This is a genomic window from uncultured Roseobacter sp. (genome assembly GCF_947495275.1).
In the GTDB taxonomy this organism is placed as follows: Bacteria; Pseudomonadota; Alphaproteobacteria; order Rhodobacterales; family Rhodobacteraceae; genus Roseobacter.
Map to the genome: position 1 here is coordinate 223,402 of NZ_CANLYL010000008.1, position 14,235 is coordinate 237,636.

The window sequence follows — 14,235 nt, forward strand, 5'->3', positions numbered from 1 at the left end:
CGGCAGCCCGTCTCCGGGCTGCCGGTACTGCTAAACCGCACCTCCCTCAACCACCTGTTCGGGGTGTGTTTCGCACCACCCCGCAAGGCATTCGGCCAATTCCTCAACCCCGGCCAACTCCGCCGCGCGGCGTGGGATCGGCACACCCGCCTCGAGGGCAAGCCGCAAACACTTCAAATGATTGCGCCCCTTTCGCGGCGGCGCATTTTCCGAACCATGCAGAATAGTCGACAGCAACCCACCACCATACCCATTCTGATGCATCAAATTGGGCCCCAGCGTCAGAAGATATGCCATGACATCCGGCGCACCTTCCCAACCTGCCACCTGCACGGGCGTCAGGCCCTCGCTGTCGGGAACGTCAAACTCAACGCCCAGCGCGACAAGTCGCCTGATGTGGTCAAGCTTGCCTGGCAAATGCAGGATCGAGCGAATGATCGTTCTGTAGGCCTGCGGCAGATCTTCGGGCACAATCCGCGCTTGGCCGACGTCAAGATCATCAGCGGCTTTGGCCAGCAGACGCTCATCTGCTGTCAGTTCGGGGAGGTCACCGCGCGCCTCCAACGCAGTTGCCAACGCCGGATTGCCAAACACGCGCGCATAACCATAGGCCGTGCAGCCCCGAAACCGAACAGAGGGGTCTGCACCCGCCGACAGCAAAAGCGCGATCATCTTTCGATCTGACATGCGCCGCGCCGCCTGATGCAGCGCCGGAACCACCCATGGGGTCTCCCCACCAACGTGATCCCCGATGAATTCGTCCGCCTTCGCACCGGCCTCAATCAGCAGCGCAACCGCGTCATGGTCATGAAAGTCCATTGCTCTGAGCAGCGCATTGGTTCCCAAAGGATCGGCCCCATGATCCAGCAACAGTTTCAGGGCCGTGCGATGCCCAAGTTCCGTTGAATGATAGAGAGACTCACCGTCATTTGGATTGGCCCCGTTTTCCAGCAGCCACCGCGCCAAGGGCATGTTGTCGGCATGACCAATAGCACCATAAAGACATGAAAGCTGGTGGTCGTTGTCCGGTGCCACAGGAATCGACGCGTTGATATCCGCCCCCAAAGCCAACAGACGATCTGCAATGGCAAGCATATCCGCCTCGAGATCGGGGCGATGGCGGATAAACCTTGAAAATGCCAAGTGGCAGATCGGAAGACGCCCTGCAGTCATACGTGTTGCGGCGGCCGGGTCTTGGCGCAACGCCTCAAAAACCGCCTCGCGCCGGTAAAGCGCTATCTCCAAACCCAAATGCCCGCTCGCAAGATCGGGCGAAACTGCCAACAGCCTGTCCAACACGTGTCTTTGCCCGTTGTAGATCGCTATTTTCAATCGTTGCCGTTTCCCAGCGATATCCAGCCCGTCCAGCTCAACCGCGGTCTTCAGCGCTGGCCAGCTGACAAATGAGTTCTCGCGCGCGATTACATGAAGATAGTCGGCGTGTTTCAAGGCGACGCCATCGGCGCGTGGTCGGTGATTGACAATTCGCTGACCCGCGTAAATGTCGCCCGCTTCATGCGCCCTTTTGAGCAGCTTTGCATCACGACGCAGTTGATCTAGAGATTTCATGTTTGGTTTCCTCATTCTGGCGCCCATCGGTTCGCTTGTCCGGGCATGAGAAACACCAAAAGATGTCTTCATTCTGAGCTGAGGGGTGCCGCCAACGGCTATCCGCGAACCTGGGTGCCGCCCCTGACGGCAGGTTCATAATATCGACCACCAACACAGGTCGCAACGATTTCCGATGTATATCAATTGCCGATCACTGGGGTGTTGGGAAGAAGCCTACATTGCCGCAATATCCAGATCACAGTGTTTGGAGAGCAAGGCGTAACCTACCCGCATTTGACAGTCGATGTTATCGGTTTCAGAATTTCAAAGCCCAAACGCCAGAGGACACCATGTCTAATAATGACCGCCACGATGCCAAACTGGCAGAGTTCAAGCGCCTTCATACCACCAGCGAGATATTCATTGCGCCCAACGCTTGGGATGCCGGTACGGCGCGTATCCTCGAAAGCATCGGGTTCCCCGCGCTTGCCACGACAAGCGCGGGCCTGGCGTTTTCTATGGGCGTGACGGATTCCAGCGGCAGTCTGACCCGCGCGCAAGTGCTGGAGAATGCAAAATCAATTGTCGAGGCAACCTCCGTGCCCGTCTCCGCAGATCTGGAAAATGGCTTTGGTGTACAGCCAGATGATTGCGCGCTGACCATTCGGCAGGCTGAAGCCATCGGGCTTTGCGGCGGCGCTCTGGAGGACGCATCAGGCGATCCAGAAAACCCGATTTACGATTTCGAACTCGCTGTGGAACGCATTCGTGTCGCCTGCGCCGCAAAGACAAAGCAGAATTTCCATATCACCGCACGTGCGGAAAATTTCCTTTACGGTCGACCGGACCTTGAGGACACAATCCGCAGACTGAGGGCATTTGAGCAAGCCGGCGCAGATGTCGTATACGCACCCGGGCTACCCGACATAGACGCGGTAAAAGCGGTATGCCAATCCGTCAACATCCCTGTGAATGTCGTCGTCGGCCTTACAGACACGACCTATGATAAGGCGGATCTTGCCGCTGTCGGCGTCAGACGCATATCTACAGGCGGGTCATTGGCGCGAGCCGCACTGGGAGAGATGATCCGAGGTGCTAGCGAATTGAAAACACAAGGCACCTATCGCTATGCCGCAAACGCGATCCCCGATGCCGAGGCTGCTGCCTACATGAAAACGGTGCCAGACTAGCCTCCAAACTCGGAGCGGATGGTCCGCTTTCGCACCAATGCGCGAGGGGTAAGGCAAAATACCACGCCAGGATGAATGCTGCGCGCTTCACATTCTCGCACGCGCTGATTATGTCGAAGATCACCGCAGCAGGAACAAATTCCCCAAATGTCTCAAACAGCGATTGTATTCGATCTGGATGGCACACTTATCCATAGCGCACCGGACATGCACGTCGCGATCAATCACGCTCTTGAAAGAGTCGGTCGCCCGGCGCTCGAGCTTTCTCAGGTTATCTCGTTCATTGGTAACGGCGTCGAGAAACTTGTCGAGCGCAGCCTTGATGCAATAGGGGGCTGTTCATCTGATGTGACCACGCGGACATTGCGCCACTTCATGACCTATTACAGCCAGAACACCACCACGCTCACGAAACCATATGACGGCGTGATAAGTTGTCTGGACCGTCTGAAAGCAGCGGGCATCCCTATGGCTATATGCACCAACAAGCCCACCGCGCCCGCACGACAGATTTGCGACGCTTTGGGGATTGGTGGGTATTTTGACATCATTTCCGGGGCCGAAGATGGCCAGCCCAAAAAACCCGACGCCGCGCCGCTGCTGCGCTGCATCACAGCATTGGGCTTCACTGCGAAAGAAGTGATCTATGTGGGCGACAGTGCGGTCGACTACCAAACGGCTATGAATGCCGGGGTGGCGTTCAAACTGTTTTCCGGTGGATATCTCAACGCCCCGATACCCGAATTGCCCGTTACAGATCGGTTTGACGACTGGTCACGATATGAGCTGAATACCTCTCGTTAAAATTGAACTGATACTTCAGGTTAAGAGAACTGCGACTTTCTCTTTGTGTATTTCAATTTTCAAGCTAGCCTCCCGCTATTGGGAGGAAATCAAATGAAAATATTGACGAAATTGCTGTCTGGCGCAGCGCTTACCCTCAGCATGACACTGGCAGCTCCACTGGCTGCTGAGGACTGCCCCAGGGGTGATCTGGATAAGAGATTTTGCGATGTGGACGGTGATCTTGTGGCGGATACGCCAACGGATCCTGCGGATCAGCTTGATCCCGACACATTGATCTTTGCCTACACACCGGTCGAAGACCCGGCGGTTTACAAAGCGGCCTGGTCCGACTTCCTGACCCACCTGGAAGCGGAAACGGGCAAGAAGGTTGTCTTTTTCCCGGTACAGAACAACGCGGCGCAAATCGAAGCGATGCGGTCAGGGCGACTGCACATTGCGGGGTTTAACACCGGGTCGAATCCTTTGGCGGTGAACTGTGCAGGTTTCAATCCTTTCACGATCATGGCGTCAAAAGATGGCAATTTCGGCTATGAGATGGAAATCATCACCTATCCCGGTTCTGGGATCGAAAAAGTCGAAGACATCAAAGGCAAGCAGCTGGCCTTTACGTCACCAACGTCAAATTCCGGGTTCAAGGCACCCTCGGCAATCCTGAAGGGTGACTTTGATCTGCTGCCAGAACGTGATTTCGAGCCGGTTTATTCCGGCAAGCATGACAACTCCATTCTGGGCGTTGCGAACAAGGACTATCTTGCCGCCTCGATTGCAAATTCGGTCAAATCCCGGATGATCAGCCGCGATGTGATCAAAGAAGACGATGTTGTAACGATCTACAAGTCTCAGACCTTCCCGACGACTGGCTTTGGCACGGTCTACAATCTCAAGCCTGAACTGAAGGAAAAAATTCGCAATGCTTTCTTCAACTTCGAATGGGAAGGCACGACATTGCAAGCCGAATTCGAGAAATCGAATGAAGGCCAATTCCTTGAAATGACCTATCAGGAATTCTGGGACGTCATCCGCAAGATCGATGCAGCCAACGGCGTCAGCTACGCCTGCGAATGATGTAAAATCTGGTGTCCCCGACGGGGGCACCATTGCCAAAAAACAATTATAAAAACGGGGTGGGGAGGCTTTCATGCTGCGGCTTGAGAAGCTCGTGAAAACGTATAAGACCGGGGATCAGGCGCTTAAGGCGGTGGATTTGGACATCCCGGAAGGTCAGGTGCTTGCCCTGATCGGCCCTTCGGGTGCAGGGAAATCCACGCTGATCCGCTGTATCAACCGGCTCGTGGAGCCAACGTCGGGGAAGGTCTATCTTGCCGGCAACGAATTGACCGAACTCTCCGCCGGAGCGCTGCGAAAGGAGAGACGGCGGATGGGGATGATTTTCCAGGAATATGCGCTGGTGGAGCGCCTGACCGTGATGGAAAACGTGCTCTCGGGACGTCTTGGCTATGTCGGATTCTGGCGCAGTTTTTTACGAAAGTACCCTCAGACAGACGTCGATGAAGCCTTTCGCCTGCTCGACCGTGTCGGTCTGGCCCATATGGCCGACAAACGCGCCGACGAACTCTCCGGAGGCCAGCGCCAACGTGTGGGCATTTGCCGCGCGCTGATACAAGATCCGGCGCTATTGCTGGTAGACGAACCCACCGCATCACTGGATCCCAAAACCTCTCGCCAGATCATGCGACTGATCTGCGAGCTTTGCAAAGAGCGCGGGCTGGCCGCGATCATCAACATTCACGACGTGGCTCTGGCCCAGATGTTTGTGCAGAGGGTCATTGGGCTGCGGTTTGGGGCGATCGAATTCGACGGCCCTCCCGACGCACTGACACCCGACGTGCTGACCACCATCTACGGCGAAGAGGATTGGGAAGCTACGATTGAAAAGATTGATGGCGAAGATGACGAGGCCGCCGAATGAGCGCGCCTGACACAGATTTGCAAAGGCTTGTCGGCAAGCCATGGAAGAAACCTCCCTTCATCCAACGCAATTGGCTCAGATGGACGCTGATCCTGGGGTTTTTCGCCTATCTGGTCGCCGCCTTCATGACCATCGAGGTCAATTGGTCCCGGGTCTACGAGGGTTTGGAGCGCGGGAAGCAGTTCGTATTGGCTTTCACCAGCCCGGACTTCACAACCCGGTCAGGTGACATCTACGAGGGAATGGTCGAAAGCATCGTGATGACCGTTGCAGCATCGGTTGTAGGCATTGGTATCTCCATCCCGATTGCCTTGGGTGCTGCGCGTAACGTTGCTCCCCTGCCCGTCTACCTCATTTGCCGCAGTATCATTGCTATAAGTCGCGCGCTGCAGGAAATCATCGTGGCGATACTTTTGGTCGCAATCTTCGGGTTTGGGCCACTCGCAGGCTTTCTGACCCTGAGTTTTGCCACCATCGGCTTTTTGTCCAAACTTCTTGCAGAGGATATCGAAAGCATGGACCGCGTTCAGGCCGAAGCCATCAAGGCATCCGGCGCGCGCTGGTCCCAGTGGATCAACTACGGTGTCCAGCCGCAGGTCATGCCGCGCCTGATTGGCCTGAGCATGTACCGTATCGACATCAATTTCAGGGAAAGCGCGATCTTGGGACTCGTAGGTGCAGGGGGGATCGGGGCGACGCTAAACACCGCGTTCGACCGCTACGAATATGATACCGCCGCGGCTATATTGCTCATCATCATCGTTATCGTGATGGCGCTGGAATATCTTTCCGGAATTATCCGGGCACGGGTGCAATAATGCCTGTTCTTGAAACAGAGGGCCTGAAGCAATGGCACCGCCGTACTGGCAGGGAAAGCCTCGGTCATTGGGTGATGTGGCTGATTGGCGTGGCAGTTTTTGCCTATTGCTGGCAGCAGATTTCGCAAGCAACAACCTGGTTTTTCGTCTGGGATGCCCCGACGATCGCCGAAGATATCTGGACCCGGGCGACGCCTCCCAAGTGGGAATACATAACGCAGTTGGGCAAGCCGATATGGGATACCCTCAACATAGCGACCCTTGGCACGATCATCGCCTTGGTACTGGCCGTGCCCGTGGCATTTCTGGCCGCACGCAACACCACACCGTCCGCATTGGTCATTCGCCCGATTGCTCTTTTGATCATCGTGGCCACGCGTTCGATCAACTCGCTGATTTGGGCTCTCTTACTGATCGCGATCATTGGGCCGGGAGTGTTTGCTGGGGTGATTGCCATTGCGATCCGGTCGATTGGGTTTTGTGCCAAGCTCCTCTATGAGGCGATAGAGGAAATAGACGAAACCCAGGTCGAAGCCATCAAGGCAACGGGTGCCTCACGTTGGCAGGTCATGGCGTATGGGATCGTCCCGCAGATACTGCCGGCCTTTGCGGGCATTGCCGTTTTCCGATGGGATATCAACATCCGCGAGTCGACCGTGCTGGGTCTTGTCGGTGCAGGCGGCATCGGCCTGCAACTATCCTCTTCACTCAATGTTCTGGCATGGCCACAGGTCTCTTTGATCTTGTTGGTCATCCTCGCGGCAGTGGTCATCTCAGAGTGGGTCTCGGCCAAAGTCCGAGGCGCAATCATCTGAGGCCCGGAACCCGGTAACTTGAGCAAAACGCGGACATCTTTGATTTGCACAAAAGAACGCGCAGCCGTTTCCTGCTGCGCGCCCTGGTCAGTTTCTGGATATCAGTTATCGGCTCACGCCACTGGTTTTTCCTCTGCGCCGCCCTCGATGGCCTTGACGCTATCGGTCTCGATTTCGGCTTTCTTGTCGGAAAGGTAGGCACCATCAGCCACTTCCGCCAATCCACTTTCCAGGCTTAGCCCAAGCTCCTCGCCAAGCTTCTTCATTGCTGGCATCTGCAGCGCCATCCCCATGATCGAATCCAGTGCCTGGTTGACCGGAGCGCCCTCTCCACGTGGTCCCGCGGAGGCACCATTGCCCATACCACTCACCTGATGAATCTTGATCTCGCTGATCTTCTCCGCAGGTTTCACCATTTCCGCAATGATGGCGGGCATGGCTTCCAGCCGGGCGATATCCAGCTTCATCTGTACAATCTCTGCGCTCAGAGCATTTTCCGCACCAGCAATCGCATGACGGCCTTCGGCCTCAGCCAGCAAATCGGTTTTCTTCGCCTCCGCACGAATGGTCAGAGCTGAGGCATCCGCCTGCGCGGCTTCCAGCACAGCCGCAGCCCGGTCGCTTGCCGCATCCTTCTCAGCTTCCGCAGCAAGCCTGATCGCGGTGGCCTGACGCTCAGCTTCTTTCTGGGCTTCGATCAGCGCGATCTGTTTGGCGCGATCCGCCGACGCCACAGCACGCGCGGTTTCAATCGCCTCCTGTGATTTCATCGCATCTGCTCGCGCGGTGTCCGCGCTGGAGCGGGCCACGCTTTCTTCCTCGGACTTCTTGGCAATGATGATTTGGCGCTCCTGATCGGCCACCTCAAGTTCCCGCTCATTTGCAATTTCTGCTTCGCGGATAACCCGTTCCCGCTCAATCTCCGACTCGCGGATCGCACGTTCTTTGGCAATTCGCGCCTGTTCCTGAGCCTGCTGCGAGATTTCCTGATTACGCTTGATCTCCGCTTCCTGCTGGGCTTGCAGGATTTCGATTTCACGGATTTGCGCAATTTCAGCCTCGCGCTGATCCCGTTCGATCTGGTACTTCAGTTTCTCCGCCTCCATCTCCGAGCGGCGCACCGACACGTCTGCTTCCGCAGTAATTTGTGCGCGTTCTTTCTTGGACGTCGCAATGACCTCCGCCAGTTTGCGCATACCCACAGCGTTAAAGGCATTGTTTTCGTCAAGTGCGTCAAAGGAGGTTTGATCAAGAGCCGTCAGCGACACCGCTTCCAGCTCAAGGCCGTTTTTCAAAAGATCTTCCGAAATCGCATTCTGAACCTCCTGAACAAATTCAGACCGGTTTTCGTGCAGTTCATCCATGGTCATGCGCGCTGCGACGGATCGCAGGCCGTCAATCAGCTTGCCTTCAATCATCTCACGGAGTTGTTCCACGTTGAAGGTACGATCGCCCAGCGTCTGGGCTGCCCGGGAAATCCCATCTTCGGTCGCATTGACCGAAACGTAGAATTCGACCCCCACGTCCACGCGCATCCGATCCTTGGTGATCAGCGAGCCATCGTCCTTGCGGTGAACCTCCAGCCGCAATGTCTTCATATTGACTTGGCTGATCTCATGCAAAAACGGGATCGAAATCGTGCCACCGTCCATGATCACTTTCTTGCCGCCAGAGCCGGTCTTGACCAAGCTCACTTCGCGGGTCGCACGGCGATACAACCGGGCCATGATCAAACCGATGAAAAGGAACAGGACAACGATGATACCTGCAACGATTAGAATATCCGTAAATGGCAAAGGACTCTCCCTCTATTAAGAAATGTTGAGGCGCATTCAGGCGCCTAGCTGGTTTCGACAACCTGGAAAACACCTTCGTGCTTGCGCACCACGTGCACCGAAGCACCCTGCGCAATTTCCCCATTGTCTTCTAACGGTTCCACCCGAAGGTAATGGGTGTTGCCGTGACGATCCTTGATCTTTGCTTCCGCAGAGCTTCCGCGCCGTGCAGTGCCTTGACTGATCACCCCTTCGTAGCCGCTCAGCGCGCGTTCGGACAAAGCTGTGCTTTCGGTCCTTGGCATCATGTAGGCCACATGATTTGCCACAAATTTTGTGCCTGCGAGCGATGCTCCAACGGCGACGGGGACCGAGAACGTCCAGTCAAGACCGGTCAAACCGACAAAGATAAGACCCGCCAGACCGAACAACGTCAGAAACGATACAAACCAGATCATGAAAGGAACATCTTTCAGGCCCAGCCACCCAAAAAGACCGGAGGGAGCCATAGCAAGATCGGCGTCGATATCGGTGTCGATATCCAGATCGAAATCAGCGTCGAGTTCGAAATCCGCATCAAAATCAACGTCCGGCGCATCGGCTCCCAAGGCCAGCAAACTGCCCCCCAACATCAAAGAAAGGATTTCAATCAAAAACAGCCCAAAAACCACGGTCAATGCAATCGAAAAGGGTAGTGCGTTTGCGTCCAGAAAAGTCTCGATCATCTTGCCTCCATATTAATTATATAGGCATCCCAACGGGTTATTTAAAGGTTTGCGCTAACAAATTGGTTCTGCAACGCACTCTTGAGGCGCGTTTTAGAAAGCAAACACGGCATCATTGAGGCGGATTCGCATCCGCGATTTCACCTTTCAGCCATGGCAGTTTCTCTCTGAAATTGCCAGATACTTCGTGCGATATCCGCCACACCTCATGCGGGAAAACTGACAACACCGCACCCGCAAGCGCGCCGCAGATTTGGAAGCCATCTTGCGGATCACACACACCGCCATCAATAGATGTTGCGATTTCCCAAGGTCAGGAATTCAACATGTTTTCGGCTTCCAATTTTGCCCAGTTAAATTCCACCCCGGTTCCGGGAGCATCGGGCGCAACTGCACGGCAGTTTTCCACGATCAGCGGGCGGGTTGTGTATTGATCGATAGGGAAAGAGTGCACTTCGATCAGGCCAGCGTTTTTTCGGCCTGAAACCAAGCTCACATGCAGTTCCTGCATACCGTGACTGCAAAGGGGCAGACCATGTATCTCGGAGAGCTCCGCCACCTGCAAAAATCCGGTAATCCCACCACAATTGGATGCATCCGGCTGAATGTAACCCAATTTCGCCTGGTCGAACGCATATTCGAACTCGTGAAGTGTGTGCAGGTTCTCACCCATCGCGAGCGGTATATCCGTTGCTTCAGAGATTTGGGCATAGCCACGATAATTGTCCGGTATTATTGGCTCCTCGAACCACAAAAGATCGTACTTTTCAAAGGCCTGTGCGGCTACGATTGCCTGATCCACAGACAAGGAATAATTGGCATCGACCATGAAGGCGATATCCGGACCTATTAACTCACGGACTGCTTCAATGCGGGTAAGATCGTCTGCCAAGGACGGCAGGCCAATCTTGATCTTTACGCCGTCAAATCCCCGATCCAGATATCCCGCCACACTCTCCAGCAGCTTGGGCAGGTCAAATCCCAGATCTATACCGCCGCAGTATGCGCGGCATGTTTGAGCAGCCCCGCCAGCCATCTGCCACAACGCAATTTCGGTTCGTTTGCCTCGGGCATCCCAAAGCGCGATATCAATTGCCGAAATTGCAAAGGAGGCGATGCCGCCGCGGCCAACATAGTGGATATGCCATTGCATCGCGTCATACAGCGCCTCTACGTTTTCCCCGTTTTTTCCGACGAGAAAAGGTTTCAGGTCATATTCGATCATTGCGGCGATCGCATGCCCTCCCTTCCCGCCTGTATAAGTGTAACCGGTGCCCAGACTTCCATCTTGAAAATGCAGAGTGCAGGTTACCAGCTCAAAAAAATGATGGTCGCCATGTTTTGCGTCTACAAGGACTTCTGCAAGTGGCAAACGGAACAGTCGCGTCGCGACATCGACAATCTTGGGCATTTATCAGAGCAACTCGCAGGGTGATCATTGGTTTTCCATCGGAACGTACCGCCAATGCGCTGGGGAGTTAAGAAGGAATATCCGGTCGTGCTGACCGGGCACAAGCGACCGCCAAGGAACTGTCGAAATCACATCTTAATGGCAGCTGGAAGAACGAAACCATGCGGGACCGATCCAGGCCGTTCCTTTGAATGTCGCGCTGGGAATGCCGTGAAGAAAGGCCGGACTAGTAGCTCCGATCTTCAATTTTTGTATTCGTCGTGGCGTTTGACCCAAGCCTGTGGATAAGGGAAGCTGGCTTCATCTCGACCATTCGGTGTCAAATCCAACAAGTGATAAGCGCTGTTCAAAATATCAAGCCCACGTCCGTACGTAGAATAACTGTGCGCGACCCTATTTGCGCCCAAGTCAAAAAACACGCTCAATCCTGGGCTTTCACCGCCATATGGTTTTTTGTCGTAGTTGTATGTTCTGCCATTCTTTTCAGCGCCTTCAGGAAAGGTCACGCCAAAATCTTCACCAAATCCGGTGTTCAGACAGGAAACCCAAGGAATCGTCCACCCCATGCGCGCCGCGTACGCATTGAGCGTTTCCAACGGCGCATTTGAAGCAAGTATGAATGCTGTGTTGCGCGCTGCGAGATGGGCTTCATTGCCGTTAAAGCTATCAACAAAGAACGAACAACTCGGGCAACCCTCTTCCCAATCAGGGCCGAACATAAAGTGATAGACCACCAGCTGCTTTTTGCCTTCGAACAATTCGGGCAAGCAACGCGTGCCTGAGTTCGTCGAAAAGTGGTAGCTTTTTGTGATTTCGACCATTGGAAGATCCCGCCGCGCGTTTGACAGGGCGTCGCGCTCTTTGGTGAAGCTCTTTTCCCGCTCCAGTAGCTTCATGCGTTCTGAAATCCACATCTCTCGATTGACCAGGTTCGGCATATTTTTTGATCTCCCGTTGGAAACTCGAATAACGCTTGGATGGTTGCGCCAAATACTCAACAGATGTATTGAGTAAATCGAAGCAAGCAAATAGTCAATACATTTGTTGAGTATTAGAGGATATATGACTGATCTAAACGCTGTATTCTTTGCGCTCGGGGATGATACACGGCGCAACATATTGATCCAGTTGACGGAGGGGGAACAGCCGCTCTCTCGATTGGCCGAGCCGTTTGAAATGTCACAAACCGCCGTCAGTCGCCATGTCCGCGTTCTGGAAGGTGCGGGTTTGGTCACAGTTGAAAAAAGAGGCCGTGTTCGGCACTGCGCCTTGACCGCCGGGCCGATGGAGGATGCCGTTTCATGGCTTGAGTCCTATCGGCCGTTCTGGGTGGATCGCCTTGAAAGCTTGGCGAAGATGATTGCCGCCGAGAAAAACAATGATTGATCTGCTCACATCACCGGAAGGCGTAAACCCTGTTGTAATAAGTGCTGTGTTTGCGGCATCGCCAGAACGGTTGTTTGACGCCTGGACACGAGCAGAAGATCTCCGAAAGTGGTTTGGCAACGATCCCTCGGACCTCACCGCCATCCATCTGGACCTATCGGTCGGTGGCCTGTGGCGTTTTGAGATGAAGGCGAAAAACAATAAGGCCGAGTACCTTGAAGGCCAGTACATCAACATTGATCGACCAAGGTTTCTTTGCTTCAGCTGGGTGCATGTCGTGGTGACGCACGAAGACCATCAACGACAAACTCCGCCCTCACAGGTTTCCGTTCACTTCGAGGCGCTTGGCGCTGCGACCCGAATTACCCTCGAGCACAAAGAAATTGCGTCACCGTCGGGACGGATCGGGGTGCGCACCGGCTGGAAAGCGAGTTTTCAGAAGTTGGCGAAATCCCTTGCTTTGGAAGGCGAGCGGCACATCAACTGACCGCGCGACACAACCTATCTTTCTGCGAAGGCCTTTTCCAAGGAGCGTTGCACGGGCTTGGTGAGATAGGCCATCAGAGTTCGTTCGTCGGTCACTATTTCGGCGTTGGTGGCCATACCCACGCGCAGCGGACGCCGCCAAACCCCTTCACCGATGCTGTCCCGGCTCAATCCGACGACACCTCGGAAATAAGTACTCCCGTCCACAGGATCCACGACAAAAGTCGGCGAGAGACTTTCGATTTCCCCTTCAAGTTCGCCGTAACGTCTGGCGTCATATGTCGTTAGTTTAAGAGCCACCGTATCGCCAACCTGAATGTGACCGATATCGTTTGTGTCGATCCGGATTTCCGCCACTAATCGGTCCGAAGTGTTGATCAGTTCGAACATCGCTACCCCTGCCTCAATAACTTCGCCTGCTCGAGGAAACGCAACTGATTGGATTTCACCATCCACCGGAGCACGGACCAGCAACTCCTTGCGCTGTTGGGCAACAGAGCGCAGTTGAACCTGCAACGCATCTCTTTCCTGATGCAGAGACACAAGCTCGGTGAGCGTTTGTTCTCGCAATGCGAGTTCATTTTCCATCGGGGTTGCCTGGGCTTCAGCGAAACTCGTTCGTGTGGTTGCCAGTTGGATGTCTGTATCAATCAATCGACCGCGCAATTCATCTAAAGTCTGTTGCTCTGCCTCCAGTCTCGCCCGCGTTACATTGCCAGATGCAAAGAGGTTTTCCAGCCGGTCAACCGCGGCAGTTCTCTGCGCGACACGATCTTCCATAAGCTGCCGAGCCGCTTCGAGACGTTCGATGACGCCTTCGAGATGCGTGACACGTTGATCCGCGATTTCTTGCCTCGCCTTGTGCAAAGAGAGTTTCGTGAAGAGGAAATCTGACGCTTCCCGGGAGAGATTGCCCCCCCCCTCAACATCATTGTGAGGTTGTTCCAATTGCTTCAACAGGATTGCCAGAGTGTCGATCCTATCAGTGGCACTTACCAGCCTCTGGCGAATATTCTGTTCTTCCCTTTTCAGGCCAGGCGAGACCAGAGTGGCAAGAACCTGATCTTTCGCGACGCGCTGCCCCTCGCGCACAAGAACGGATTCTACGACCCCGCTGTTGGGACTCTCAATGCGATGTGCATGCCCGGATGGAACAATCTCGCCCTCTGCGCGCGCAAGTTCCGGTACGATGGTTACGGTTGCCAATAAAATGGCACCCGTCAGGAACCCGGCTAGCGTCAAAAGCACCATTGCGGCAATGCGCGGCTGTCTTCTTGTCTCGCGAGCCATTTTACGCGCAAAGACGCCAGGTTTGGCTTTAGCTGATTTTCCAGATAGCAC

14 protein-coding genes are annotated in these 14,235 nt (G+C 54.7%); 8 read left to right on the forward strand and 6 right to left on the reverse strand.

Annotation, left to right across the window (positions count from 1 at the left end; all coding sequences use genetic code 11):
• Positions 1–30: 30 nt before the first annotated feature.
• On the reverse strand, positions 31–1,569 hold the full coding sequence (locus Q0802_RS16005; protein WP_298920097.1) for an ankyrin repeat domain-containing protein: 1,539 nt from the start codon (positions 1,567–1,569) through the stop codon (positions 31–33).
• A gap of 332 nt (positions 1,570–1,901) precedes the next feature.
• Between Q0802_RS16005 and Q0802_RS16010 the strand changes: the two genes are divergently transcribed.
• The 6 genes from Q0802_RS16010 to phnE (Q0802_RS16035) all read left to right on the forward strand — a co-directional run bounded on the left by Q0802_RS16010 (position 1,902) and on the right by phnE (Q0802_RS16035) (position 7,111).
• Positions 1,902–2,741, forward strand: a complete 840-nt coding sequence (locus Q0802_RS16010; protein ID WP_298920099.1) for an isocitrate lyase/phosphoenolpyruvate mutase family protein — start codon at positions 1,902–1,904, stop codon at positions 2,739–2,741.
• Between the two features lie 147 nt (positions 2,742–2,888).
• On the forward strand, positions 2,889–3,545 hold the full coding sequence (gene gph, locus Q0802_RS16015; protein WP_298920101.1) for a phosphoglycolate phosphatase: 657 nt from the start codon (positions 2,889–2,891) through the stop codon (positions 3,543–3,545).
• A gap of 93 nt (positions 3,546–3,638) precedes the next feature.
• Entirely contained in the window at positions 3,639–4,613 is a 975-nt protein-coding gene (phnD, locus tag Q0802_RS16020; RefSeq protein WP_298920103.1) for a phosphate/phosphite/phosphonate ABC transporter substrate-binding protein, read from the forward strand.
• A gap of 73 nt (positions 4,614–4,686) precedes the next feature.
• Positions 4,687–5,478, forward strand: a complete 792-nt coding sequence (phnC, locus tag Q0802_RS16025) for a phosphonate ABC transporter ATP-binding protein (protein WP_298920105.1) — start codon at positions 4,687–4,689, stop codon at positions 5,476–5,478.
• The gene (gene phnE / locus Q0802_RS16030; RefSeq protein ID WP_298920108.1) at positions 5,475–6,296 is read left to right on the forward strand and encodes a phosphonate ABC transporter, permease protein PhnE; all 822 of its coding nucleotides are present in this window, start codon (positions 5,475–5,477) and stop codon (positions 6,294–6,296) included. The genes phnC and phnE (Q0802_RS16030) overlap by 4 nt, the downstream gene beginning before the upstream one ends.
• On the forward strand, positions 6,296–7,111 hold the full coding sequence (phnE, locus tag Q0802_RS16035; RefSeq protein WP_298920110.1) for a phosphonate ABC transporter, permease protein PhnE: 816 nt from the start codon (positions 6,296–6,298) through the stop codon (positions 7,109–7,111). Before phnE (Q0802_RS16030) ends, phnE (Q0802_RS16035) begins: the two co-directional genes overlap by 1 nt.
• Positions 7,112–7,224: 113 nt before the next feature.
• Here phnE (Q0802_RS16035) and Q0802_RS16040 read toward each other — a convergent pair whose 3' ends face one another.
• The 4 genes from Q0802_RS16040 to Q0802_RS16055 all read right to left on the reverse strand — a co-directional run bounded on the left by Q0802_RS16040 (position 7,225) and on the right by Q0802_RS16055 (position 11,960).
• Positions 7,225–8,838 carry a flotillin domain-containing protein gene (locus Q0802_RS16040; RefSeq protein WP_298920156.1) on the reverse strand — a complete coding sequence of 538 codons (1,614 nt, stop codon included), beginning with the start codon at positions 8,836–8,838 and terminating at the stop codon, positions 7,225–7,227.
• Positions 8,839–8,951: 113 nt separating this feature from the next.
• Positions 8,952–9,611: a YqiJ family protein gene (locus Q0802_RS16045; RefSeq protein ID WP_298920112.1), complete on the reverse strand. Its 660-nt coding sequence runs from the start codon at positions 9,609–9,611 to the stop codon at positions 8,952–8,954.
• Positions 9,612–9,924: 313 nt separating this feature from the next.
• On the reverse strand, positions 9,925–11,022 hold the full coding sequence (locus Q0802_RS16050; RefSeq protein WP_298920114.1) for a mandelate racemase/muconate lactonizing enzyme family protein: 1,098 nt from the start codon (positions 11,020–11,022) through the stop codon (positions 9,925–9,927).
• A gap of 242 nt (positions 11,023–11,264) precedes the next feature.
• Complete coding sequence (locus Q0802_RS16055) at positions 11,265–11,960, reverse strand: DUF899 domain-containing protein (RefSeq protein ID WP_298920116.1); 696 nt, start codon at positions 11,958–11,960, stop codon at positions 11,265–11,267.
• A 124-nt stretch (positions 11,961–12,084) separates the two neighbouring features.
• Between Q0802_RS16055 and Q0802_RS16060 the strand changes: the two genes are divergently transcribed.
• Both Q0802_RS16060 and Q0802_RS16065 read left to right on the forward strand, forming a co-directional pair.
• Positions 12,085–12,408, forward strand: coding sequence for a metalloregulator ArsR/SmtB family transcription factor (locus Q0802_RS16060; protein WP_298920119.1), 324 nt, complete (start codon positions 12,085–12,087; stop codon positions 12,406–12,408).
• A complete protein-coding gene (locus Q0802_RS16065) occupies positions 12,401–12,895 on the forward strand; it encodes an SRPBCC domain-containing protein (RefSeq protein ID WP_298920121.1) in 495 nt (164 codons plus the stop codon). Before Q0802_RS16060 ends, Q0802_RS16065 begins: the two co-directional genes overlap by 8 nt.
• A gap of 14 nt (positions 12,896–12,909) precedes the next feature.
• Here Q0802_RS16065 and Q0802_RS16070 read toward each other — a convergent pair whose 3' ends face one another.
• The gene (locus Q0802_RS16070; protein ID WP_298920123.1) at positions 12,910–14,235 is read right to left on the reverse strand and encodes an HlyD family type I secretion periplasmic adaptor subunit; all 1,326 of its coding nucleotides are present in this window, start codon (positions 14,233–14,235) and stop codon (positions 12,910–12,912) included.